A 23846-nucleotide genomic window follows, 5' to 3' on the forward strand; every position below is an offset into this window, starting at 1 on the left:
CAAGTTCAGATGCACGATAAACAATGAAACATGAACAGGTGTATCTGGCTTAGAAAGCAAGACAACACAAATAAGCAAGTCTTCCATTAACGGAGGACTTGCTTATTTGTGTGTTTAAACTTTGGACTGTGAAAAGTCTCCCGTTTACCCATTTCATCATTCACCGGGTTCAGTGAGTTCTTTTCGCACATACAACAGAGTGCTTGCGAACTTTACTTGAGTTTAACGTTTATTTACTCGTGTCCGTATCCAGGGACTGGGGGGTGGTCTCTTTTTCACCCTCATCATCATTGGACTTATTGAACTCAAGCATACGCTCCTCGTAATCCTCCAGGAACCATAACGGGTCCATGCTGTCTTCCTCACCGTTGTAATTGATGACGATTTCTTCGCCAGCCTTGATGTCTGTATACGCGTAGAAGTCAAAGGTGTGGTTATCAAAATTGATATCATAAGTAGCGTTAGGTTCATAGGAGTGGTTGATCAGACTGCCGTAACCGAGCAAAATAGCGGTATGATTCGCCCCATATTCGAACACGTAATCTTCCAGAATCGTTTTTTCCACATGCTCATGATCTTCATTTGGGTAAGGCACAACGGGTGCCTGGTGAATAAGCGTTCCTTTGGCAATATCAACGGTAGCAAATACCCCGCGGTTAAACTCACCACCATCACCCAACTTGGATTGTTTCACTTCAATCATATTGTTCACCTGATGCTCTTCGAAGAGCTCCGTTCTATATAATAGTAATTCGTTAAGGCAAAATTTTAACCCATACTTTCATATAAGGCAAATTTCAGACAAAAAGGTGCAATATTTTTAATATGGCGTTGAGTTGTGCAGGATATAACGCTTATAATATACAAAGAATTAAGTCTATATAGAAAAGGTGTCATGAATGAGCATATTAAATGTAGAAAAATTAAGTCACGGTTTTGGTGACCGTGCTATCTTTAACGACGTTTCATTCCGCCTCTTGAAGGGCGAACATATTGGTCTGATCGGGGCCAATGGTGAAGGTAAATCCACCTTCATGAACATTATTACAGGAAAACTTCAGCCGGATGAAGGCAAGGTAGAGTGGTCCAAACGGATGCGTGTTGGTTATCTGGACCAGCATGCTGTATTGAACAAAGGCCAATCAATCCGTGACGTACTTCGCGGCGCGTTCCAGTATTTGTTTGACATGGAACAGGAAATGAATGATATGTATGGCAAAATGGGAGATGTGACTCCTGAGGAGCTTGAACAACTTCTTGAAGATGTGGGTACGATTCAGGATACACTGACAAACCAGGATTTCTACATGATCGATGCCAAAGTGGATGAAACCGCACGTGGTCTGGGTCTGACGGATATCGGTCTGGATAAAGACGTCAATGACCTGAGTGGTGGACAGCGTACCAAAGTCCTGCTTGCCAAGCTGCTGCTGGAAAAACCCGATATTTTGCTGCTCGATGAGCCTACGAACTATCTGGATGAATTGCATATCGAATGGCTGAAACGTTATTTGCAGGAATATGAGAATGCTTTTATTCTGATTTCTCATGATATTCCGTTCCTGAACAGTGTTATCAACTTGATCTATCACATGGAGAACCAGAATCTAACTCGTTATGTGGGCGATTATGATCATTTCCAGGAAGTGCATGAGATGAGAAAACAGCAGTTGGAGTCGGCTTACAAACGCCAACAACAAGAGATCGCTGACCTCAAGGATTTTGTAGCGCGTAACAAAGCAAGTGTAGCTACACGCAATATGGCGATGTCCAGACAGAAGAAACTCGACAAGATGGATGTCATCGAGATCGCCAAGGAGAAACCGAAACCGCAGTTCAACTTCCGTGATGCAAGAACATCCGGCAAGCTCATTTTCGAAACCAAAGGTCTTGTAATTGGATACAACGAACCGTTGTCCAGACCACTGGATCTGCGTATGGAGCGGGGACAGAAGATCGCCCTCGTTGGTGCGAACGGAATCGGTAAAACAACCCTGATGCGCAGTATTCTGGGTGAAATTCAAGCTCTGGAAGGAACCGTTCAACGCGGTGAACATCTGGAGATTGGTTACTTCCAGCAAGAGATGAAGGATGCCAACTACAATACCTGTATTGAAGAGATCTGGCAGGAGTTCCCTTCCTATACCCAATTCGAGGTACGTGCTGCACTTGCAAAATGTGGTTTGACTACAAAACACATTGAGAGCAAGGTAGCTGTACTAAGTGGTGGCGAGAAAGCCAAAGTCCGTCTCTGTAAGCTGATCAATAATGAAACCAACTTGCTTGTGCTCGATGAGCCGACGAACCATCTGGACGTTGATGCCAAGGAAGAGTTGAAACGTGCGCTCAAGGCTTACAAAGGCAGTATTCTTCTGATTTCCCACGAACCGGAATTCTACCGTGATGTCGTTACGGAGACGTGGAACTGTGAGTCGTGGACAACAAAAGTATTCTAAATAGAGGTTGTTCAAAAAGTCCGCTTTTGATTACGAATCATGTGCGAGCTTGCGAACAAGCTCGAAGCGTGAGAAAAGGCGCGAATTTTGCTTGCAAAACAAGCAGAACTCGCGCCTTTTTTGCGTGGTTTTAACGAAAAATGTTTGAGCTCAATTCACAGTTGACAGCTTGAATAAGGCAATAATATAATTCAGGAAAGCGATTACATTTATATATTAAAAACCTGTTTCACTGCATAGGGGCAAGTAAGACACGGTATTCCGTATGGGTATCATTGCACTTAGAAGGGAAGACGGGTCTTTTTTTTGCACTCCAATGAAACCGGTTTCATTAAAATGAGGAGGTGGACAAACGCTCGTTACTGACAACTGGTTGCTGAGGATAGGCTGAACAACAACACCGCGTATACATGAACCATGCTTTCATCTTTCATGCCAAAGGAGAGAATGAACATTGGATAAACTCAGGAAACCCATGATATTTATGTTATCTGCAACACTTGCGCTGTCTTCCGGACCGTTGATGCTGCCGAGTAAGGCGTATGCCGATCTGAACAGTATACCCGCCACGTTGTTGCAGGACGATTTTTCGGATGGGAATTACACGGAATCACCCGCGTGGAACGTAAGCTCAGGCAACTGGGAAGTGTTCGCTGACCCGACAGATGCGTCCAATTCCACGCTTTTCCAGAGCGATACCAATGAAGGCATCATCTCTACTGGAGAATCCATCTCGGACATGACCGTGTCCATGCGCTTTTATACAGGAGAAGGTAAAGGATATCCGGGCATTTTGCCGCGGTTCCAAGATAAGAGCAATTTTTACTATTTTCAAATGCAGGTACCCAACAATAAACTCGTTTTCTCGAAAAGGGTGAACGGGACAGATACACCTCTGAAAACGGTGGACTATGCGTTTGCCAAAGATACATGGTACACACTCAAAGTGGTGTTATCAGGTACCACCATTCGCGGGTATATCGCGGAAAACGGCTCCGATCGCTTGGTATTTGATCTGGTCGATCCTACATACGGGTCAGGTACAGTTGGCATTCGAAATAAGTGGCAGTCGGTACATGCAGATGACGTGATCATTGCCGAGCAGCCGACTGGGAACGATATTCAGCTCTCCATTGCTGAGCAGACGGCTTCTTCGGTTTCCCTGCAATGGTCTGAAATCGCGGGAGCATCAGCCTATCGCTTGTATCGTTCCTCTACGCCTGAAGGCGGCTATGCCCTAGTAACCAATACGGGAACTTTGGGACACACGGATGAAGGATTAAGCGGGGATACGGTGTATTATTACAAGCTCGCTTATGAATACGGAGGTCTAACCGAATCATTATGGACTGCTCCTCTGGAAGTTCGGACAACTGCGGCGGCACCACAGGCTCCTGGCGAATTAAAGGCCGAGGCACTCAATGCCACAAGCGTGAAGCTATCTTGGTCCGCTGTGGACAAGTCAACTGGTTATCGCGTGGTTCGGGCCAAAGCTGGCAGTGAGCAATACGCGCAGATCTATGAAGGGAAAGGGCTTACTTTTACAGATCTGGAGCTTGAGCCTGGCACTAGCTACAGCTATCGCGTAACAGCTTATAACGCAGCTGGAGAGTCAGCATTCACTGTTGCAGAAGCCACGACATACTCCATTGACTCTCCAGCAGAGTTCGCTGCGACAGCTGTGACGGACACATCAATCTCTCTGGGGTGGAATGTCCTGCCTGGATCTGATGTAACGTATACCGTGTCCCGTGCAACCAGTGCTACGGGTACGTATCAGCAGGTCTATAGTGGCAATGAAAGCACGTATAACGATAGTGGCCTGATGATGGGCACAGGATATTTTTACATCATTCAGGCGACCGTGGACGGTGTAACTTCTCCAGCATCCGCACCGCGTGGTGTTGCGACGATTCGTACAAGTATTACACCGGGGCAACTGTGGCCGGATCTGGACGGTAAGCCGATTGATGCGCATGGGGCAGGCTTTTTCTATGATGAACAGACTGAGATGTATTACTGGTATGGTGAATACCACACGGGCGGATGGCCAGCGGTTGGTGTGCGCGTGTATTCATCCAAGGATCTGATGAACTGGACAGACGAGGGCATGGCTCTGACAACACTTCAATCCATGGATGATTTTGACAATGACCCGTTGATCTCCAAATTGTATGCGGGGCGTGAAGACCGCGTGGATATCTGGGCAGATATCCGCAAAGGACGGATTATTGAACGACCAAAGGTCATCTACAACGACAAAACGAAGAAATACGTGATGTGGGCCCACATGGACGGCGACAAGGACCCCTATAACGATAATGCGAATTATGGTAAGGCACGGGCCGGTTATGCGATCAGCGACTCTCCAACAGGGCCTTTTGTGTATCAGAAGAGTTACCGGATGGACAGAGCTCCCCAAGGGGAGAAAGATTTCTTCCCAAGCGACCGGGGTATGGCACGTGACATGACGTTGTTCAAGGACGATGACGGTACCGGTTATTTGATCTACTCCAGCGAAGAAAACCTGACGTTATATATCTCCAAACTGAATGAAGACTATAGTGACGTAACAGGGTGGCATAAGGAAGGACGAACGGATGACAAAGGCAATCCGGTACGAGATTCCACCTATCAGGCGGAATACGGCGTCGATTACGTGCGTGTGTTCCCGGGAGGGCAACGTGAAGCACCAGCGATGTTCAAGTATCAGGGGAAATATTATATTTTGACTTCCGGAGCTTCCGGTTGGGCCCCTAACGAAAACAAAGTGACGGTGGCGGACAACATCTTTGGCCCGTGGTCAACGCAGACCAATCCGTTCGTGCGTACGTTGCCAACCGATCCCGATCCAGGCAAGGCATTTGGCACACAGACCACTTCCGTCATTCCGGTCGATCCGGAAAAAGGCAAATTCATTTACGTAGGGGATACGTGGAATGGTGGCAATTTCTCGAATGATGCTGCAAAATACGTGTTCTTGCCAATTGAGTTTGGAATAGGCTCCGACATCGCGATCAAGTGGTATAACAGCTGGACACCTGATCTGCTGAATTCAATGGGCAAGGTAGATATTGCTGATCCGTTGCCAGAAGCCGTGGCGCTAGGCAAAGTACCATCCCTGCCAACAACATTGAATGTGCGCGAGGGTGGAGCACTGGTATCAACGCCAGCAGTATGGACGATTGATAACCGGGCCATGACGGCAGAAGATTTTGCCAAGCCAGGACCGCTCACTTTACAGGTAACCACACCGGAATATAACAACAAAAAGCAGGCAGTTCGCGTAAATGTCATTCCGGAGAATACACTCTATTTCGTGAATAGCGGAGGTTACGAAACGGCTGATTATAGTCTCATGGGTGCTTATATGAAAGGAACGCTTGCGAACCCGGGAACGGCGGACCAGATGTACGCTCCGGCTGAGGGACGTAATTGGGGTTATGTCAGCGCAGATGCACTGGCATCCGGTTCGAATGGCGGGGATATATTCTCGACCGTACGTTATCTGAACGGTGGCAATGTCAGCAATTCCCCTAAAGGCACGGACTTAACCTATAGATTTGATGTGCCAAACGGGACATACGATGTGTACGCCGGATTCAACGATCCGTGGACCAATACATCGCGCAGAGCGAATTTAATCATCAATGGCACCAATACCGGAGCAGTTACTTTTACGCCTGCCAGTGTTAGAGCCCATAAAGGCATCAGCGTGTCGGACAACAAGCTGGAGTTGACCGTGCGCAATACGGCATCGCAGGACCCGATGATTAGTTGGATTATGATCGTTAAACCTGACGCCGCGCCACCTGCAAATGATAGTGCTGGCCTTAATGCTGATGCGTTAGATTCAACGAGCGCAACGCTTCGCTGGGATGCTCATCTTGGTGCAGCAAGCTACAAGCTCTACCGCTCAGATCGTGAGCAAGGAGAGTATAAGGTGGTCTACAGCGGCAATGGACGGGAGTACACGGACAGTGAACTGAACCCCGGCACGGAATATTATTACAAAGTGGAAGCTTTGGATGCCACGGGGCAATCCTTGAGAGGTGTATCTTCCGCTTATCAGGTGCACACGGCTCAGCAGACCGCTGTCGATGTAGCTACAGGGATTACGGCACTGGAACAGCCTTCCGCAGGTGCAAAAAAACTGAAGTTACCATTCGTGCCGCAAGGTTTCACGGTGAAGATCGCTTCCAGTTCGGTACCGTCGGTCATTCAAACCGATGGAACGATTGTCCCACCATCCAAGGAAACAACAGTAACACTGGAGTTGGAAATTACTCGAACTTCTGACGACAGTAGAGCCCTGACTATACCGTTGACAGTGAAGGTGCCAGCATCTGTTCCTTCCCCTGGAGGCACGGACCCTGGTTCGGGTGGTAATTCAGGTGGCAATTCCGGTGGAAATCCAGGAAATGGTTCTGGTTCATCCAGCAATGGTGGACAATCCGGAAGTGGTAACTCAAGTGCAGAGAATGCGGTACCACAACCTAAACCGGAGAAGGACCGTTCTGTTCTGGAGTTGCAGGGACAGTCTGATCAGAAGGGTGTAGTGCAGTCCAACGTGGATGTTTCAACGATTAAAGATGCTTTTAAAGTTGCCCCTTCAACGGATGCTGGTCTGCGCTTGGTCGAACTTCGGCTGAAGCCGGTTTCGGGAGCGACGGCATATGAATTGTCTCTGCCTGCCTCCGTGTTGATAGATGAGGGTGAATCACATGTGTTTAACATTGTTACAGAGCTGGGGATGTTGGAGCTTCCTGCGACACTGTTAACAAAGGATATAGTTGGTGATGGGATTGCATCAATCCGATTGGTCAGAACGGAGTTACCACAAACAGTCGCAGATCAGCTTGGCACAAAATATGGAGTCCAGCTTGAACTTCAACTGGATGGTCAACCATGGCCATCGGAAAGCGAGTTGAACCTTCGTCTGCCTTTCCAATCCTCACAAAATGCTCAGCAGGATCGGATTGTAGCATTTGCCATTGGCTCGAACGGTGTGGCAACCCCATTGCCGCAAAGTTACTACGATCCAAAAAGCGGGCAACTTGTATTTTCCGTAACATCACTCACAGGAAATTATGCTGTTGTGCCTATAGAGCAGACATTCGCAGATCTTGCAGAAGTGCAGTGGGCCAAGAAAGCAATGGAGGCTTTGGCTATCAGAGGTGTAATTGATGCAGAGGCAAGCGGTGATTCCACGCAGTTACATCCAAAACAGGAGATGACCCGCGGCCAATACATGCAATGGTTGATGACTGCGCTGGGTTTGAATGCTTCTTCGGGGAATGCGTTCTCTGATGTAAACGAAAATGCTCCGTATTACGAAGCAGTTACAGCTGCGCGTTCGCTAGGTATCACCAGTGGCACCGGTGACGGGCGCTTCCTGCCAGAGTCCACAATCACTCGTCAGGAGATGATGACATTGACAGTGAGGGCACTTGCAGAGGCTGGACTGGTTGACTCCGAGACGGCTGCAACTGATAACCTTACTCGTTTCCGCGACGCTTCCGAGATTCGCTCCCTATGCCCGGGATAGTGTGGCTTTACTTGTGGATCTGGGCATCGCCCACGGGTACAACGGTGAGGTGAAACCACTTGCCGAAGCAACCCGAGCCGAATCGGCTACGTTGTTATATGCGATGATGAGCAAATTGGTATGGAATAAATGATGATACACCAGAATCGTAACGTATGAAAAAGAAGGCTTACTTTGACCTGGAACTCAGGTTGGAGTAAGCCTTTTGGAGTTAGCCTTGTTCATATATTCCACTTTCCACTTCAACTTGAGCTGGCCGCCAAATTAAAAAATAAAACAAAACCGTCCTTGATTTGAAAGTGGTATTATCCCCTTTAAGTAGACACTTGAAAAAGCCTTCATGTTATCATGAGGGTTCAAGTGACACTTGGAGGGGATATTTTTATGGCAAAAAAAGGACAAACATTTCAGACGTATACCGAAGAATTTAAATTGAATGCGGTTAGATCCTATGTCGAAGGGTCTTCAAGTTATAAAGTGGTAGCTGAACGCGAAGGAATTCGAAACTGTTCACAACTGAAGGTGTGGGTGAAAAAGTGGAAAAACGGGGAATCGTTCGATGAGCGAAAAAACAATGTTCCGAATCCAATGAAAGGACGTCCCCGTACTGCCTTTAGCAGTGTAGAAGAAGAACGTGACTACCTTCAAGCACAGGTGGATTATTTAAAAAAGCGGTATCCAAATCTAGTAAAGGAGAAGCGCTGAGCCAACGGGAGAACTACGATATCATAGACGAATTGCGCTGCTCGCATAGCATTACACGCCTATTATCGATTACAGGAATACCCCGTTCCAGTTATTACAAATGGCGAGCAACACAGCCGCAGCGAGACGCAAGACAAGACCGTGATCGTGAGATCAAAGAACACATGATGGCTATTCATTTTGCAAACCGAGAGTTTGGTTATCCTCGCATGACAACGGCGCTCTGGGAGGCTGGTCTGAACGTTAATCACAAGAAAGTATGGCGAATCATGCGGGAACTATCGATCCAATCGGTCATTCGTAAGAAGCGGAAGAAGTCCAGCTATACGCCATCTGTGATTTATCCGAATCGCCTGAAGCGCAAATTTCATGCCACAGCCCCCCAGCAAAAAATGGTGACGGATATTACTTATATTTCGGATGGAAACACATTCGTTTATCTGTCTGTCATTCAAGACTTGTTCAACAACGAAATTGTAGCTTGGCAATTATCTAAACGGAACGATGTTCAGCTCGTATTGGATACGGTGGAACAATGGACACAAAAAAGAGACGTTTCGGAAGCCGTGCTCCATTCGGATCAAGGCTTCCAATACACATCTCAGGCGTACAACACACGATTAGAAGCATTCGGCGTGAAGGGCAGCCACTCTCGCAAAGCAACCTGCCTGGATAACGCATGCATCGAATCCTTCTTTTCGCATCTCAAGACAGAGAAGCTGTACCTTAACCAGTGTAATTCAGAAGCAGAGATTCGACAAGCCGTGGAAGATTATATGTACCATTACAACTACCGACGATTTCAAGCCAAACTCAAACAGCGCGCACCGATTGAATATCGATGCGCACTGGCAGCATAGCTTTTTTCCATCTGTCTACTTGACAGGGGTAAGACCAAAAGGAGGGTTTTTGTTGTTTTTTGTCCTTTATCAGCGAAACTGATAAATGCTATAAAATCATTGAAATTGACCCTCAACACCCGGTGTGTTAGGTTTTAGAGAGAAGAAATTAAATTAATGTGATGATTTTAGTCGGAATTAAAATCGAAGCAATGCGCGAGGTGGCAAACAGTGGAACTTCAAGTGACAAACAGCCCTTTTAATCAAGAACAAGTTGAACTGCTTAATCGTCTTATTCCTACATTGACCGATGGACAACGTACTTGGTTGAGCGGATATATTGCAGCAATTCAGACAAGCGCGACTATAGCGGCTCCAGCTAACCTGGTACAGGCTGCACCAACTACAGGTATTGCACCTGTCAGTGCTCCGCCAGTATCCCGGGAAGTTACCGTGCTTTTTGGTTCACAAACCGGGAATTCCAGTGGCCTATCGAAGAAGATGGCCAAGAAACTTGAAGAGCAAGGTCTTCAGGTAACGTTGTCATCGATGGGAGATTTCAAACCGAACGGACTCAAGAAAATTGAAAATCTTCTCATCATCGTCAGTACGCATGGCGAAGGCGAACCACCGGATAATGCGATTCCGCTGCATGAATTCCTGAACAGCAAACGGGCTCCAAAGCTTGAAGGACTTCGTTACTCGGTGTTGGCTCTGGGAGATACCTCCTATGAGTTCTTTTGTCAGACAGGTAAGGATTTCGATAAACGATTGCAGGAATTGGGGGGTACAGCTCTTGTACCGCGCGTGGACTGTGATGTTGATTTTGATGAAGCAGCTGCGGAGTGGATGAATGAAGTACTGGCATCCTTAAGCAGTACATCTGCTGGTGCGAGTAAGGTAACCACTCAGGGTGTCACAGCTGCGGTGAGCGGCGGGGAATCCGAATATGATCGCACGAATCCATTCAAGGCTGAAGTTTTGGAGAATCTCAATCTGAATGGCAGAGGATCGGACCGTGAAACACGCCACATTGAGTTGTCTTTGGAAGGCTCCAGCCTGGACTACGAGCCAGGTGACAGCCTTGGGGTATTCCCTGAGAATCATCCGCGCCTTGTGGAGGAATTGATTGCAGCCATGGGATGGAATGCCGATGAACGCGTGACCGTGAATAAAAACGGCGATCAGGCATCTGTGCACGAAGCATTGCTGCGTTATTTTGAAATTACAGCTGTGACGAAACCGGTCGTGGAACAACTTGCGAAACTGAATCCTGGGAGTGGCCTGACGGCGTTACTCGCAGATGATTCCGAATTCCGCACAGTCATGAATAGCTGTGATCTGCTGGATCTGGTTCAGGATTATAATCTGAAAGGGATTCCTGCCGGAGAATTTGTAGCTGCTCTTCGCAAAATTCCGGCACGTCTATACTCCATAGCGAGTAGTTCGAAGTCTTTCCCGGATGAAGTTCATCTTACTGTTCGTTCGGTACGTTATGAAGCGCGTGGCAGAGAACGTTACGGTGTATGCTCGGTACATCTGGCTGAACGAATCGAAGCTGGCGACACCTTGCCTGTATATATACAGCATAACCCGAATTTTAAGTTGCCTGAGAACCCGGATACACCGATCATCATGGTTGGCCCAGGTACAGGTGTGGCGCCGTTCAGATCTTTCCTTGGTGAGCGTGAAGAAACAGGAGCAGAGGGCAAGACATGGCTGTTCTACGGAGATCAGCATTTCGCCACGGACTTCTTGTACCAGACGGAATGGCAACGTTGGCTCAAAGATGGTGTGCTCACGAAGATGGATGTAGCCTTTTCACGTGATACGGAACAGAAAGTGTATGTACAACATCGCATGCTGGAACACAGCAAAGAACTGTACCAGTGGCTTCAGGAAGGTGCAAGCGTATATATCTGTGGCGACGAGAAAAAAATGGCACATGATGTGCATGCTGCGCTCACCACGATTCTTGAACAAGAAGGCGGTCTATCGCCTGAGCAGGCATCGGAATATCTGACACGGTTACAGCAGGAGAAACGTTATCAGCGGGACGTCTATTAATTACCGGCCCAGCCGGATTGCACCATCCCGCAGAGACGAGAGGAGAAAGCAGCATGGTTTATAATAACTTACTTAACCCACAGCGCACGAATAGTGATGTGGAAGATATAAAGATCAAAAGTGATTACTTGCGCGGAAGTCTGACCGAAACGTTGGCCGATCGCATCACGGGCGCAATTCCTGAGGACGACAACCGTCTGATGAAACACCACGGCAGTTATATGCAGGATGACCGCGACCTGCGTAATGAGCGTCACAAATCTAAACTGGAGCCTGCATACCAATTCATGTTACGTGTGCGTGCTTCCGGTGGGGTTGTAACCCCGGAGCAGTGGTTGATGATGGACAGAGTGGCACATAAATATGCGAACGAGACGATTCGTCTGACCACACGTCAGTCTTTCCAACTGCATGGTGTACTGAAGTGGGATCTTAAGAACACCATTCGCGAAGTGAATGATTCGTTGTTAAGCACACTGGCTGCATGTGGTGACGTAAACCGTAACGTGATGTGTAACCCGAATCCGAATCAATCCGATGTGCATGCTGAAGTGTATGAGTGGGCATGTCAGGTGAGTAATCATCTGGACCCTCGCACCCGGGCTTATCATGAGCTGTGGCTGGACGGAGAGAAAGTGATTGATTCCCAGGACTCGGACGAAGAAGTTGAACCAATCTATGGCAAAGTGTATTTGCCACGGAAGTTCAAAATCGGTATTGCTGTACCACCATCCAATGATGTGGATGTCTATTCACAGGATCTTGGCTTTATTGCTATTGTGGAGAACGGCAAGCTGCAAGGCTTCAACGTTTCCGTTGGTGGCGGCATGGGGATGTCTCATGGTGACGCCAAAACCTATCCTCAGGTGTCCAAAGTCATTGGTTTCTGTACGCCAGAGCAAATGATTGATGTTGCAGAGAAAACAGTTATGATTCAGCGTGATTATGGAGATCGTGCCGTTCGTAAACATGCTCGTTTCAAATATACGCTGGATGACCGTGGTGTGGAGTGGTTCATTGAAGAGTTGACTACCCGTTTGGGTTGGAAACTGGATGCAACACGTCCGTATCATTTTGAGACTAACGGAGATCGATATGGTTGGGTAAAAGGTAATAATGGCAGATGGCACTACACGCTGTTCATTCAGAATGGTCGTGTAAAAGATGTAGACGGCTATCCGCTCATGACGGGTCTACGTGAAATTGCCAAAGTGCATACGGGTGATTTCCGACTGACTGCGAACCAGAATCTGATCATCGGTAATATCAGCAGCCAGAAAAAGAAAAAGATTGAAGCGTTGATTCAGCAGTATAACCTGACTGATGGTGCACATTATTCTGCGCTGCGCAGAAGTTCCATGGCTTGTGTTGCGCTTCCGACTTGCGGTCTCGCCATGGCTGAGTCCGAACGTTACTTGCCGTCCCTGATCGATAAACTGGAGCCTGTACTCGACGAAGCCGGGCTGAGAGACGAAGAGATTGTCATTCGCATGACCGGCTGCCCGAACGGATGCGCAAGACCGATGCTGGCAGAGATTTCATTTATCGGTAAAGCACCAGGTAAATACAATATGTATCTCGGTGGCAGCTTCACCGGACATCGCTTGAATAAGCTGTACAAAGAAAACATTGGCGAAACCGAGATTCTGGATACGTTAACTCCAATGGTGAACCAGTATGCCAAAGAACGCAATGAAGGGGAACATTTCGGAGACTTTGTCATTCGTGCGGGTTATGTTCCTGAAGTGTTGGATGGTCGACAATTCCACGCTTAATTGACCGGGTAAGATAACTGAAATTAGGACTGATTTAGGGCGGAAGCATTCCTTTATGGGGTGCTTCTTGTCTGCTATATATGGGGTGAATAGAGGTAACGTTAGTTGCTGCTGAGAGATTTATGAGAGGATAAACTGAGGCTAATCTTCAAATGGAGATGGATAATCACCGTAGTTAATCCCATTATTTCGTGTGTATTAACTTGTTGAAGTACGCTCAACAAGATATAATGGCATAGTAGAAAGCAGATTACATGTTGAAAGTGAGCGGAAACGATATGGGTCGTAAGTGGAATAATATCAAGGAAAAGAAAGCTTCAAAAGATGCAAACACGAGCCGGGTCTACGCTAAATTCGGCGTTGAGATCTATGTAGCTGCCAAGAAGGGCGAACCGGACCCGGAAGCGAACCGTGCACTGAAAGTCGTGCTGGAACGTGCCAAAACGTATAATGTACCCAAAGCCATCATTGATCGTGCGATGGAAAAAGCTAAAGGCAGCGGGGATGAGAACTATGAAGAGTTGCGTTATGAAGGTTTCGGACCGAATGGTGCGATGGTCATCGTTGATGCACTCACCAACAATGTGAATCGTACTGCGCCGGAAGTGCGCTCTGCGTTTAACAAAAACGCGGGCAACATGGGTGTCAGTGGTTCTGTTGCTTACATGTTTGATCCAACAGCGGTTATCGGTATAGAAGGCAAAAACTCCGAGGAAGTACTGGAACTTTTGCTTGAAGCAGATGTGGATGTACGTGATATCGTGGACGAAGACGATGCTGTAATTGTATATGCAGAACCGGATCAATTCCACGCTGTACAAGAAGCATTCAAAGCTGCGGGTATTACTGAGTTCACAGTAGCCGAGCTGACGATGCTTGCGCAAAACCATATTGAACTTCCAGAGGATGCACAAGCCCAGTTCGAGAAACTGATCGATGCGCTTGAAGACCTTGAAGATGTTCAACAAGTCTACCATAACGTAGAGTTCGTATAAGATAGCGATACGATATGTAGTAGTATGATTGCAAAAAAAGAGTGTCTGACCAATCTCCTGGATTGGACGGACACTCTTTTTTTGTTCGTTTATGAGTTGGACTGTAACGTTCCAGGGGACTGATCTGATTTTTTCGATTTACTTCCACCGAACTTGAACAATACAATTCCGCCAACAATGACAAGTACACCGAGCAGCTGATTCCACGAAAAAGGAATTTGCTCCAGACCGAGCCACCCCATGGAATCAAATAGTAGCGCAAAACTCAATTGAGATGTTAGCACGATCGAGATGGCGTACGTGGGACCAAGCAGCTTCATCCCTTGCACGAGACAGAAGACCACGCCAACCCCGATGGCTCCACTGAGCCAGTACCAGGGTTGCATATGCTGGAAGCTGAATGTATTTTTGCCCTCTACCAGCAGAGAGATGAGGAAAGAAGCAAGGAATCCGGTGAAAAGCACCATCGTTGTTGTGGACCATGAACCGGTGCGTTCATTGACTTTGCTATTAAAAATCGTTTGCAGACTGACAAGTGCACCTGCCAGTAGTGCAAGCGAAATACCTGTGATTAACATGGTTGTCGAACTCCTTATTCATAAATATTGTGACCTGTTATTTCACGTAGACCCGCCCGGTCCTTAATCATAATCAATCCCTGATGTCGTTCAATTAACCCGTCTGCACAGAGCTTCTGGATGACCCGGTTCAGGTGTCGGTAACTGGTGCCGATCAGATTCGCGATGTCGGTCAGATTGAACGCGTCCAGCTCTTCGTGAACGATACTGCCCGCTTCTTCTGTCGAGATGGAGAGCAGGTAGCTGGCTAGACGAACCTCAACGGGATACATCAGGTTGAAATTGGAAAAGTTCGAGTCAATGTAGAATTTGTGTGAGATGATTTTAAGCAGAAATTTAAGCAAAGGTGCATAATCGCTGGCAAGCTCAGCGAGCCACTGATAATGAATGCGAAGCATCACCACAGGTGACACGGCCTGAACCGTATTAACAATATCGCTTTCACGGACATACTCTATGTCACCGACCACTTCAAGCGGTGTTTTGAAACAAAGCACCAGCGTTTTGTCCTGAGCGGAGGTGGTGAAAATCTTGATTTTACCCTCAACCAGTACGTACAAATATTCGGAAGTTTCCCCTTCACGACAGATCAGTTCACACTTCTCAAAGTGGCATAACGTCATATGTGCACGCAGGGGCTCGTGAAATACAGTTTCGAGTTGATATTGCTTCAAATATTGCATTAATTGTTGCTCGTTATGGAACTCTTGCACGCTGTGATTCACCCCCGACGATATGTTTCAATCCTTCTCCAAAAACTATAGTTTCATAATAATGACACCAGTCACCATTAAGGCAATGCCCAGAAATTGCGGCAGTTTCATCTTTTGTTTCACGACACCGAACCATCCGTTACTATCCACCAGAAAAGTCAGGAACAGCTGGGCAATGAGCAGAGCCGAGATCGTGAATGTAACCCCGATTTGCTGAATGGCCGTCACTTCGCTGAAAATAATGACGGCGCCAAAAGCACCTCCAGCCAAGTACATAGGTTTTACTTGTTTGAGTCCTTGAAAGTTGGTGTCTCTAACAAATATTAGGATCAGCGCCGCTAAGATGAATCCTGTCAGTTGTGTAATCGTAGCGGCCTGCCATGTGCCCATGTCGGTGCTAATCCGAGTATTGGCAACCCCTTGGAGAGTGATACACGCGCCGCCCAGTAATGCAAAAATAATTCCTCTCATATGTACGCTCCTTATTCAATCACTTCGACTTCTATTATTAAATGATAAATTGACTCTGAACGCCAAGGACAAATGTCCTGAGCTTTGAAGTCACAGCATCTAGAGTACTATAAAGAACTCGGTAAATCCAGATGGGGCATGCAGAGATGCGTGGCATATGTGCTCAGTACTCAGTTTTCATCATAATCTAACGAATGTCAGCGATGCTAATTGGGCTATGTTGGGTAGAAATGGACGGTAAACAGGGGGGATGGAGGAATAGGGTGTCTACGATTCGTTACTTTTGAAAATCAGCAATTATTCGCTAAATAGAGTGTGTCAGGTTCGTTAGCTATCCAAGAAATGAAACGAGAGTCTGCCCAGCGTACCCCGGAGCATAGAAAATATCCAAGTCTCCAGGGTAGGATAGGCAGTCAGATTAGAAGCAATCAGCTAAAAGATCCTCTCCGTTCAAATCCAATGATTCTATTAGATCAAAGTGTACACAGGCTTCTCGCCTACAAATCTGACAGACAATTCGGGAAAACGTTCTGCCAACCTGTCTGCTAATAGCTTCATTCCCGGAGCCTCACTCTCGGCATGTCCCATCATGATTAGTGCCTTGGACTTGCCCTGCTGCGTGGCATCACGGATATATTCCGGTGTCTCCCATTCGAATCCTTCTCCAGCAATGATGAGATCCAATTGCTCGTTCTGAATCAAGGGAATCGTCACATGTCCATTACCACGAAAACCTACCAGTACCGCTGCGCGTCTACAGACTATTTCCGCATTGCCTGCAACGCGTACATAATCGATCCCCAGGGAACTTTTCACATGGTGAGCAATAACTTCAACGGTGCTTCCTTCCGGAAAAGAAAGGACGTCTGCTTCCGGTAGTCGTTCCTTCACATAAGAGGACCACCCCAATGCCCGAATCAGTCCTTCAGTAATGCCATCCGGTTGGAAGCGGTGGATGATATCATGACATCGATAGATGGAAATGCCTGCTTCGTTGATCAACTTTCTTTTGTCCGCATAAACCGAATCATTTGCAAGCCAATCCGTATGACTGTGATGGTTATAAAATGGAGATTCATGCGCAATGATCAAGTTTGCACCTTCCTGTATGGCTTGTTCAATAACATAATGTGTGGGCATAAAAGCAATGATAATCCCTGTGACCTTACGATCAAGTGAGCCCGTAATGAGCTGATCTACCGTGTTTTCCGGCAATTTAATGTTATCTGTGAGATGAAGTACAACGTCTTGAACAGTAAGATCCATAGAATGCATTCCTCCAATGACAGGATATAAAGTTAGTGTACCATGTTGGCATTTGAAATCTACTGCCTTCCAGATTATAGGGTCGTTTTTATTGTTTTCGGTTAATACTTAAACATACAGATTACAGTCGGTTAAGATAACAACGGAGCAATGAATTGTGCTGTACACGGATGTTGGATTCATATAGTTTTCTCAAACAAGAATAAGTATACTTACATAGAGCCTTTGCTTGTATTAAATGGAGCTGAGTGCAAGGAAAGCAGTTTCCATTTCAATATACTGAGAATCAGTTGAGGTCCGCATTCATTTGCAACAATAGAACAGATTGTGAAAGGGGATAACTACGATGACAGCAACAACTATTATGGAACGTCTGAAGAGCGAGACAGCTCATTATCACAGACAAGTAGAACAGAACCCTTATGCAAAAGCCATTATGAGTCAAACCGTGAATATAGAAGAATATAGAACATATTTAGAGAAATTTTATGGATTCCTGAAACCGCTGGAGGATCAGGCTGTACAGCAGCCTTTCTGGGAAAGTACGGGACTGGATATTGAGATTAGAGGCAAGGCTGGACTTTTGGAAAAAGATTTACGAAATCTGGGTGCCAGTGAAGAGGAAATCAGCCAACTTCCACTCTGTGAAGAACTGCCGGATATTTCAACACCTGCCCGTTTGTTCGGATATCTGTATGTAATTGAGGGGTCCACGAACGGTGGACAGATTATGACCAAACGTTTGTCGCAGTTCCTGCCGATTGAGGCGGATCGTGGATTGGAATATTTCAACGCCTACGGCTCAGAGACAAGAACAAGATGGAGCGAGTTTACAGGTTTGCTGCAGCAGTCCATCAGTACTCCAGAAGATCATGACAACATGGTACACAGTGCATCAGAGACATTCCGACTGCTGGACCAGTGGATTAATACGGACAAGTAACATCCCTTATATAACATCATGAGAGGAGATTTTCCTGGCCATGGCCGAACCGAAGTCCAAGAAATAACAAAAAGTGAAGGGAAAAATCGTGCAATTGTCGTGTGATTACGTCTGTGCAACGTTCGATTTGACCAAGATATCATCAATTTGTGAAAAAGTTAAAAATACTTGATAAAAAGAGGGCAGAAATGCCTTCTTTTTTGTGTCCAGGAATGTCTAAATTTCGTCACCGCAGACACAGGACAAGTGATATAATGATCCCTATGGATACACTTGTTCGTATTATGTCTTGGAGGAGGGTGAGATAACGTTCTATGAAAGACAACTCAAGACAATTGGAATTTATGGAGATAGATCTGAGTGAAGAACCTGAAACAGCAGCAGTTCCGGTTCCTGATCGTTCAACCATTGTGCAGTCTGCACATGATACGATGCAGCATCGTGGAGGCATATTGTCCTCAGAGAAACGTTTTGTAGAGGAAGCAAAACAGTGGGCAGAGATGAAGGGGGATGTATCCCCGTGGGTTCCCTTTATGAGTTACTGGCCAACGTATGGCGTGATGAATGAAGCCCAGCGCAAGTGGTATTTGTTTTGGAGGAAGGAAGTGCGTCAGGGGAGATACCCGGATACCGATCTGTCCTATCTATTTGTTCATATCTACGAGTTAATTAACGGCATTGGCTGGCAGAATCCTCAGGATGGTTATGATCAATTAAAGCAGCTATGGGTGAACTACCGTGAACGGTTGCCTCAATTAAATATATATATGCAAGAGTGGATGGTCGATTATGTGCTGGTCCATCAGATGGAAATGTCCTTATCCGAGGTCATGGTCCTTTCGGGCGGATACCTGCCAGCAGAGATGCTGGATAGGGAGCTGCAACGTATTTTACAGGATAATGTATCGGATATATCGCTGAATATGCTGCAAAGATACTATGATTACGATATTACGCTCAGTAAATTCTACAGAGATGGCGGCAAAGAAGTGATGGAGCAGTACATCCCGCGGGTCATGGCCTTGGTTGATTCGTACCTGGAACGTACGCGACAAGTTGGACTGTTGCCTGAGTGTGATCCTAACGATGAACGCACGATGGAGCGCATTCTGTTTCGCAAAGCAGTCTATGATGATTCGATCTATGGAAGATCGGTATCGTTCAGATATATGCCCATAGGTGAACAGGCTGAATTTGTGCAGATGGTTACGCGGATCTATCGATGTACTGAAAATAAACTTCGTGAATTGCGCGGATTCAGAGGCCGATTGCGAGGACAGACTCTTGAACCTGAACTTGCAAATCTGATTGAACGTTACCTGGACAAAACATATGCGACCGAGCAGGCGGAGTCTGTGGAACAACCGGTGATTCGTATTGATACGGAGAAATTGACATCGTTACAGCAGGAAAGTGAGTACGTGCGAATGGCACTTACGATTGAGGATGATCACGCTTCTGAAGTGAAGGATGAAGAGGTTAACAGTGCAAATGTTGCAAGTAATCCAATAGATGCGCTGGAAGCAAGGGATGAGATCACTCCAACTGAAGATTCCACGGTGCCGGACCCATCCTTAGAAGAGATTGTAACAGGAGCGTCAGCAGAATCGATTGAGTTGCAGTGGGACGAGTCTGTTGAGGCTGATCTGGATGAAGAATGGCTGCTCTTTGCCAATGAACTCTCCCCTCAGCAGGTGCAAACGATTCATGTCCTACTTGGCGCAAGTCCAGATACGGAGCTGATGCGTCTGGCTGAGCAATATGGAACGATGCCTACGCTTCTGCTGGATGAAATTAATGATGTGGCTATGGAAACGATCGGTGATCTTCTGATTGATGGTGATCGGATTGTTCCTGATTATATAGATGTGTTCGAACATGTGAAGAGGTGATACGCAGTGACAGAACTTAAAATACCAAAGCGGCTGACCACCGCACTTGTAAATTCATTGACGGCGGGTGTTGTCCCACGAATTGGGCTAGAGCAGATTGCTGTTGGTCGGAAACCGGAAGTGGAAGCCATTTTGCGGGATATGGACAATATTGCGGAGGGCGGCGCAGCGTTTAAACTCATTACGGGTCGTTACGGCAGCGGTAAAAGCTTTCTTTTGCAAATGATTCGTAACTATGCGATGGATCGGGATTTCGTTGTGGCAGATGCCGATCTTTCACCAGAGCGTCGATTGGTGGGAACCAAAGGGCAGGGACTTGCCACATACCGCGAACTGATGACTCGTCTGTCTACACGCACACGCCCGGATGGGGGAGCGCTGGAGCCTATTTTGCAAAAATGGATCGCAGGGTTGCAACAATCCACGATGCAGCGTCAGAATCTGCGCCCGGATGATCCCACTTTGCCACTGGAAGTAGAGAAACAGATCTATGCGGTGACGGGTGAGATGCAGAATCTGGTTCACGGTTTTGATTTTGCCAAAGTACTGGCGTCGTACTGGAACGGATACAAGCTGGCTGATGATGATCGCAAACAGGCGGCACTTCGCTGGCTTCGAGGAGAATTTGCAACCAAAACGGAAGCGAAAAAAGAACTGGCTGTTGGCGTTATCATTGACGATGACAACTGGTACGACTACTTCAAATTGTGGTCTGAATTCACAGCGCGCATTGGTTACAAAGGATTGCTGTTGTTCATTGATGAAGCGGTGAATCTGTACAAAATTACAAACAGTGTCTCCCGCCAAAGCAACTATGAGAAATTGCTGACCATGTTCAATGATACGATGCAGGGCAAGGCGGAGCACCTGGGCATATTTGTAGGTGGTACGCCGCAATTCGTAGAGGATGAACGGCGCGGATTATACAGTTATGAAGCGCTTCGCTCCAGGCTTATTGATGGTCGTTATGCAGCCAAAGCGTATGCGAATTACACAGGTCCGATCCTGAAGCTGGCGATGTTATCACATGAAGAGATTCTGATTCTGCTCCAGAAGCTGCGGCAGATTCATGCTCTGCATTTTGGATACAGCGCAAGTCTGACGGATGAACAATTGGTTGATTTTATGCAAACGGCGGTGAACCGACTGGGTGCGGATGAATTGCTGACCACGCGTGAAGTGGTACGGGATTTTATGGATGTACTGCATACGTTACACCAGAATCCTGAAGTGACTTATACTCAATTACTTGGCGAGCGGGCTGCGAAACCTCAGGAAACGGGTAAAGGGGCAGATGCTTCCGCAAATACGGATGATCTGGACGACTTTCTGGCGGAGTTTGAATTATGAGTGATAATTCGTTCTATCGGCTGGCGCCGTTTGTTCAGGAATTTATTTATAAAAAAAGATGGGAGTCGCTTCGTCCTGCCCAGATTGAGGCCTGCAATATCTGTTTTCATACCCCGCATCATATGCTGATTGCGGCGGGAACGGCCTCCGGCAAGACGGAGGCGGCTTTTTTTCCTGCATTGACCGAGCTGTATGAACGGCCTTCCAAGTCGGTTGGCATTTTGTACATTGGACCTCTGAAAGCCCTGATTAATGACCAATTTGAACGTCTTAAGGATCTGTTATCCGAAGGAAATATTCCGGTTTGGCATTGGCACGGGGACGTACCTCAGGCGGAGAAAACAAAACTGATGAAGAATCCGTCTGGTGTGCTCCAGATAACGCCAGAATCGCTGGAAGGTCTGCTCATGAATCGACCGAATGCAATCCCGGCGCTGTTTCATGACTTGCGATATGTCATCATCGATGAGGTGCATGCCTTTATGGGAGCAGATCGAGGTATTCAAGTACTCAGCGAACTTGCCAGAATCGAGCGTATGGCTGGCTGTGCACCGCGAAGAGTGGGCTTGTCCGCTACACTTAGTGACTATGATGCGGCTACATCTTGGCTTGCTGCCGGAACGCAGCAGGGAGTGGATGTGGTCTCTTCTCCAGGTGGTCGCAAGCTGCGCCTGCGAGTGGAACATTTCTCTTTTCCAGATGCGCAGGACGAGGAGCAGGCGGAGCAGCTTCATAACGCACGTAAAGCGTACTATGACTTCATCTATGAGAGCACACATCGCAAAAAAGCGCTGATCTTCACCAACAGCCGCACAGATGCTGAAGTTACCATTCTTGAGATGCGGCGGGTCGCGGCTCGCAGGCAGGAACGTGATGTGTTCCATGTGCATCATGGAAGTATCTCCGCCATGTTGAGGGAAGAGACGGAAGCTGCTCTGCGCACCGGGTCGGGGCCCGCGGTTGCTGCGGCAACGGTCACGCTTGAACTAGGCATCGATCTGGGCGAACTGGAACGTGTGGTTCAGCTCGGTGCACCGTATAGTGCGTCCAGCTTTGTACAGCGTCTGGGACGATCAGGCAGACGAGAGGACATGGCATCAGAGATGCTTTTTGTATGTCCGGAGGAAGAGGATGAGGAAGCGCAATTGCCAGCGCGTATGCCGTGGACTTTGATGCGTGCGATTGCTGTTATCGAACTATATGTAAAAACGAAGTGGGTCGAGCCGCTTGAAGCCCGCAAAATGCCCATAGGTGTGCTCTATCATCAGACGATGAGCATGTTGAAAAGTATGGGGGAGGCGGAGCCGAGAGATCTTGCAGAAGCCATCCTTTCGTTGGCTCCATTTGCGTTGATTAGACCTGATCAATATCAGGTTTTCCTGAATTACCTCATTGAGACGGATCACCTGCAATGGACAGAGGATCGAACATTGATTATCGGTCTGACAGGTGAGAAAATCGTGAATAATTATCGCTTCTACGCGGTGTTTAAGGATGATGAGGAACATAAAGTTTTAAACGGATCGGAAGAGATTGGTTCGATTACAACCGTACCCCCACCTGGCTATTGCTTCTCGCTCGCAGGCAAACTGTGGAAAGTGGAAGAGGTCGATCACAAGCACAAGGCTGTGTATGTGAAGTCAGCAAAAGGTAAAGTAGATACGTTATGGCTTGGAGCGGGAGGAGATATTCATACGTCGGTGGTACAGAAAATGCGTGAAGTGTTGTCCGACTCCGTGATCTATCCCTACCTGTCACCACAAGCCGTCAATCGACTTGAACGGGCGCGCCGCCTAGCTCGTGAAAGCGGACTGTTGAAGCAGGTCGTGATTCCGGCAGGGGGAGATTCGTTGTATGTTCTTCCTTGGGTGGGAAGTAAATCTTTCCGTACATTGGAGCGCTTGATGAAGCATAATCTGTCCAAGAAACTTGCCTTGCGTTCGGTTGTGCCCATGGAGCCATATTATTTTGTAGTGTCCGGCAAGGTCGATGAACGAACATTGTTAGCTGAGATTATGAGTGAGTGTCGAACGGCTGAAGACGCATCTACGTTACTGGCTGAAGATGAAGCGCCTTATCTGGGCAAGTATGATGAATTTGTCGCGCCGCCTTTGATCCGTGAGGCTTTTGCCGTAGATGGGCTGGATCTGGATGGATTGAAGGCAGGTTTACAACAAACATTGGAGTGGGACTCCTCAGGCTCCAATCGGACATGACGTTTTTACGTAATCAGAGTACTCGAAGTATA

The 23846-nt window shown here is 47.2% G+C and carries 15 protein-coding genes and 1 pseudogene; 11 read left to right on the top strand and 5 right to left on the bottom strand.

The genetic code is table 11. From position 1 onward, the window contains the following. Positions 1-229 precede the first annotated feature (229 nt). Positions 230-703, bottom strand: a complete 474-nt coding sequence (locus MKZ13_RS13540) for an SET domain-containing protein (RefSeq protein ID WP_221819565.1) — start codon at positions 701-703, stop codon at positions 230-232. Between the two features lie 196 nt (positions 704-899). Between MKZ13_RS13540 and MKZ13_RS13545 the strand changes: the two genes are divergently transcribed. The 7 genes and pseudogenes from MKZ13_RS13545 (at position 900) to MKZ13_RS13575 (ending at position 14385) form a co-directional block, all read left to right on the top strand. After that, positions 900-2456 (top strand): ABC-F family ATP-binding cassette domain-containing protein, encoded by a 1557-nt coding sequence (locus tag MKZ13_RS13545; RefSeq protein WP_017688769.1) that lies wholly within the window; start codon positions 900-902, stop codon positions 2454-2456. 484 nt (positions 2457-2940) lie between these two features. Further along, on the top strand, positions 2941-8004 hold the full coding sequence (locus tag MKZ13_RS13550; RefSeq protein WP_339184640.1) for a fibronectin type III domain-containing protein: 5064 nt from the start codon (positions 2941-2943) through the stop codon (positions 8002-8004). A gap of 1 nt (position 8005) precedes the next feature. Beyond that, on the top strand, positions 8006-8137 hold the full coding sequence (locus MKZ13_RS13555; RefSeq protein ID WP_339184642.1) for a hypothetical protein: 132 nt from the start codon (positions 8006-8008) through the stop codon (positions 8135-8137). A 251-nt stretch (positions 8138-8388) separates the two neighbouring features. Further along, a pseudogene (locus MKZ13_RS13560) lies at positions 8389-9569 on the top strand (IS3 family transposase). A 210-nt stretch (positions 9570-9779) separates the two neighbouring features. Further along, positions 9780-11615: an assimilatory sulfite reductase (NADPH) flavoprotein subunit gene (locus MKZ13_RS13565; protein ID WP_339184645.1), complete on the top strand. Its 1836-nt coding sequence runs from the start codon at positions 9780-9782 to the stop codon at positions 11613-11615. 53 nt (positions 11616-11668) lie between these two features. Next, a complete protein-coding gene (gene cysI / locus MKZ13_RS13570) occupies positions 11669-13390 on the top strand; it encodes an assimilatory sulfite reductase (NADPH) hemoprotein subunit (protein WP_339184647.1) in 1722 nt (573 codons plus the stop codon). Positions 13391-13668: 278 nt separating this feature from the next. Then, positions 13669-14385 carry a YebC/PmpR family DNA-binding transcriptional regulator gene (locus MKZ13_RS13575; RefSeq protein ID WP_036608916.1) on the top strand — a complete coding sequence of 239 codons (717 nt, stop codon included), beginning with the start codon at positions 13669-13671 and terminating at the stop codon, positions 14383-14385. A gap of 89 nt (positions 14386-14474) precedes the next feature. Here MKZ13_RS13575 and MKZ13_RS13580 read toward each other — a convergent pair whose 3' ends face one another. The 4 genes from MKZ13_RS13580 to MKZ13_RS13595 form a co-directional block, all read right to left on the bottom strand. Further along, on the bottom strand, positions 14475-14963 hold the full coding sequence (locus MKZ13_RS13580; protein WP_339184649.1) for a DMT family transporter: 489 nt from the start codon (positions 14961-14963) through the stop codon (positions 14475-14477). Between the two features lie 14 nt (positions 14964-14977). Beyond that, the gene (locus tag MKZ13_RS13585; protein WP_339184651.1) at positions 14978-15676 is read right to left on the bottom strand and encodes a helix-turn-helix domain-containing protein; all 699 of its coding nucleotides are present in this window, start codon (positions 15674-15676) and stop codon (positions 14978-14980) included. Positions 15677-15721: 45 nt separating this feature from the next. Further along, on the bottom strand, positions 15722-16147 hold the full coding sequence (locus MKZ13_RS13590; protein WP_339184652.1) for a DMT family transporter: 426 nt from the start codon (positions 16145-16147) through the stop codon (positions 15722-15724). Between the two features lie 468 nt (positions 16148-16615). After that, positions 16616-17413 (bottom strand): Nif3-like dinuclear metal center hexameric protein, encoded by a 798-nt coding sequence (locus MKZ13_RS13595; RefSeq protein WP_339184655.1) that lies wholly within the window; start codon positions 17411-17413, stop codon positions 16616-16618. Positions 17414-17759: 346 nt separating this feature from the next. Between MKZ13_RS13595 and MKZ13_RS13600 the strand changes: the two genes are divergently transcribed. The 4 genes from MKZ13_RS13600 to MKZ13_RS13615 all read left to right on the top strand — a co-directional run bounded on the left by MKZ13_RS13600 (position 17760) and on the right by MKZ13_RS13615 (position 23814). Then, positions 17760-18356, top strand: a complete 597-nt coding sequence (locus MKZ13_RS13600; RefSeq protein WP_339184657.1) for a biliverdin-producing heme oxygenase — start codon at positions 17760-17762, stop codon at positions 18354-18356. Between the two features lie 314 nt (positions 18357-18670). Then, on the top strand, positions 18671-20248 hold the full coding sequence (locus tag MKZ13_RS13605; RefSeq protein ID WP_339184659.1) for a TerB N-terminal domain-containing protein: 1578 nt from the start codon (positions 18671-18673) through the stop codon (positions 20246-20248). A 6-nt stretch (positions 20249-20254) separates the two neighbouring features. Beyond that, positions 20255-21598, top strand: a complete 1344-nt coding sequence (locus MKZ13_RS13610; protein WP_339184661.1) for an ATP-binding protein — start codon at positions 20255-20257, stop codon at positions 21596-21598. Then, positions 21595-23814, top strand: coding sequence for a DEAD/DEAH box helicase (locus MKZ13_RS13615; protein WP_339184663.1), 2220 nt, complete (start codon positions 21595-21597; stop codon positions 23812-23814). Before MKZ13_RS13610 ends, MKZ13_RS13615 begins: the two co-directional genes overlap by 4 nt. The last annotated feature ends 32 nt before the right edge of the window (positions 23815-23846 follow it).

It is taken from the genome of Paenibacillus sp. FSL R5-0701 (assembly GCF_037973995.1).
GTDB lineage: Bacteria > Bacillota > Bacilli > Paenibacillales > Paenibacillaceae > Paenibacillus.

Excerpts from the sequence above, each read along its gene's own strand:
- MKZ13_RS13545 (WP_017688769.1), top strand. The coding sequence starts at position 900 with ATGAGCATATTAAATGTAGAAAAATTAAGTCACGGTTTTGGTGACCGT.
- cysI (WP_339184647.1), top strand. The coding sequence starts at position 11,669 with ATGGTTTATAATAACTTACTTAACCCACAGCGCACGAATAGTGATGTG.
- MKZ13_RS13580 (WP_339184649.1), bottom strand. The coding sequence starts at position 14,963 with ATGTTAATCACAGGTATTTCGCTTGCACTACTGGCAGGTGCACTTGTC.
- MKZ13_RS13540 (WP_221819565.1), bottom strand. The coding sequence starts at position 703 with ATGATTGAAGTGAAACAATCCAAGTTGGGTGATGGTGGTGAGTTTAAC.
- MKZ13_RS13550 (WP_339184640.1), top strand. The coding sequence starts at position 2,941 with ATGTTATCTGCAACACTTGCGCTGTCTTCCGGACCGTTGATGCTGCCG.
- MKZ13_RS13615 (WP_339184663.1), top strand. The coding sequence starts at position 21,595 with ATGAGTGATAATTCGTTCTATCGGCTGGCGCCGTTTGTTCAGGAATTT.
- MKZ13_RS13605 (WP_339184659.1), top strand. The coding sequence starts at position 18,671 with ATGAAAGACAACTCAAGACAATTGGAATTTATGGAGATAGATCTGAGT.
- MKZ13_RS13595 (WP_339184655.1), bottom strand. The coding sequence starts at position 17,413 with ATGGATCTTACTGTTCAAGACGTTGTACTTCATCTCACAGATAACATT.
- MKZ13_RS13600 (WP_339184657.1), top strand. The coding sequence starts at position 17,760 with ATGACAGCAACAACTATTATGGAACGTCTGAAGAGCGAGACAGCTCAT.
- MKZ13_RS13575 (WP_036608916.1), top strand. The coding sequence starts at position 13,669 with ATGGGTCGTAAGTGGAATAATATCAAGGAAAAGAAAGCTTCAAAAGAT.
- MKZ13_RS13590 (WP_339184652.1), bottom strand. The coding sequence starts at position 16,147 with ATGAGAGGAATTATTTTTGCATTACTGGGCGGCGCGTGTATCACTCTC.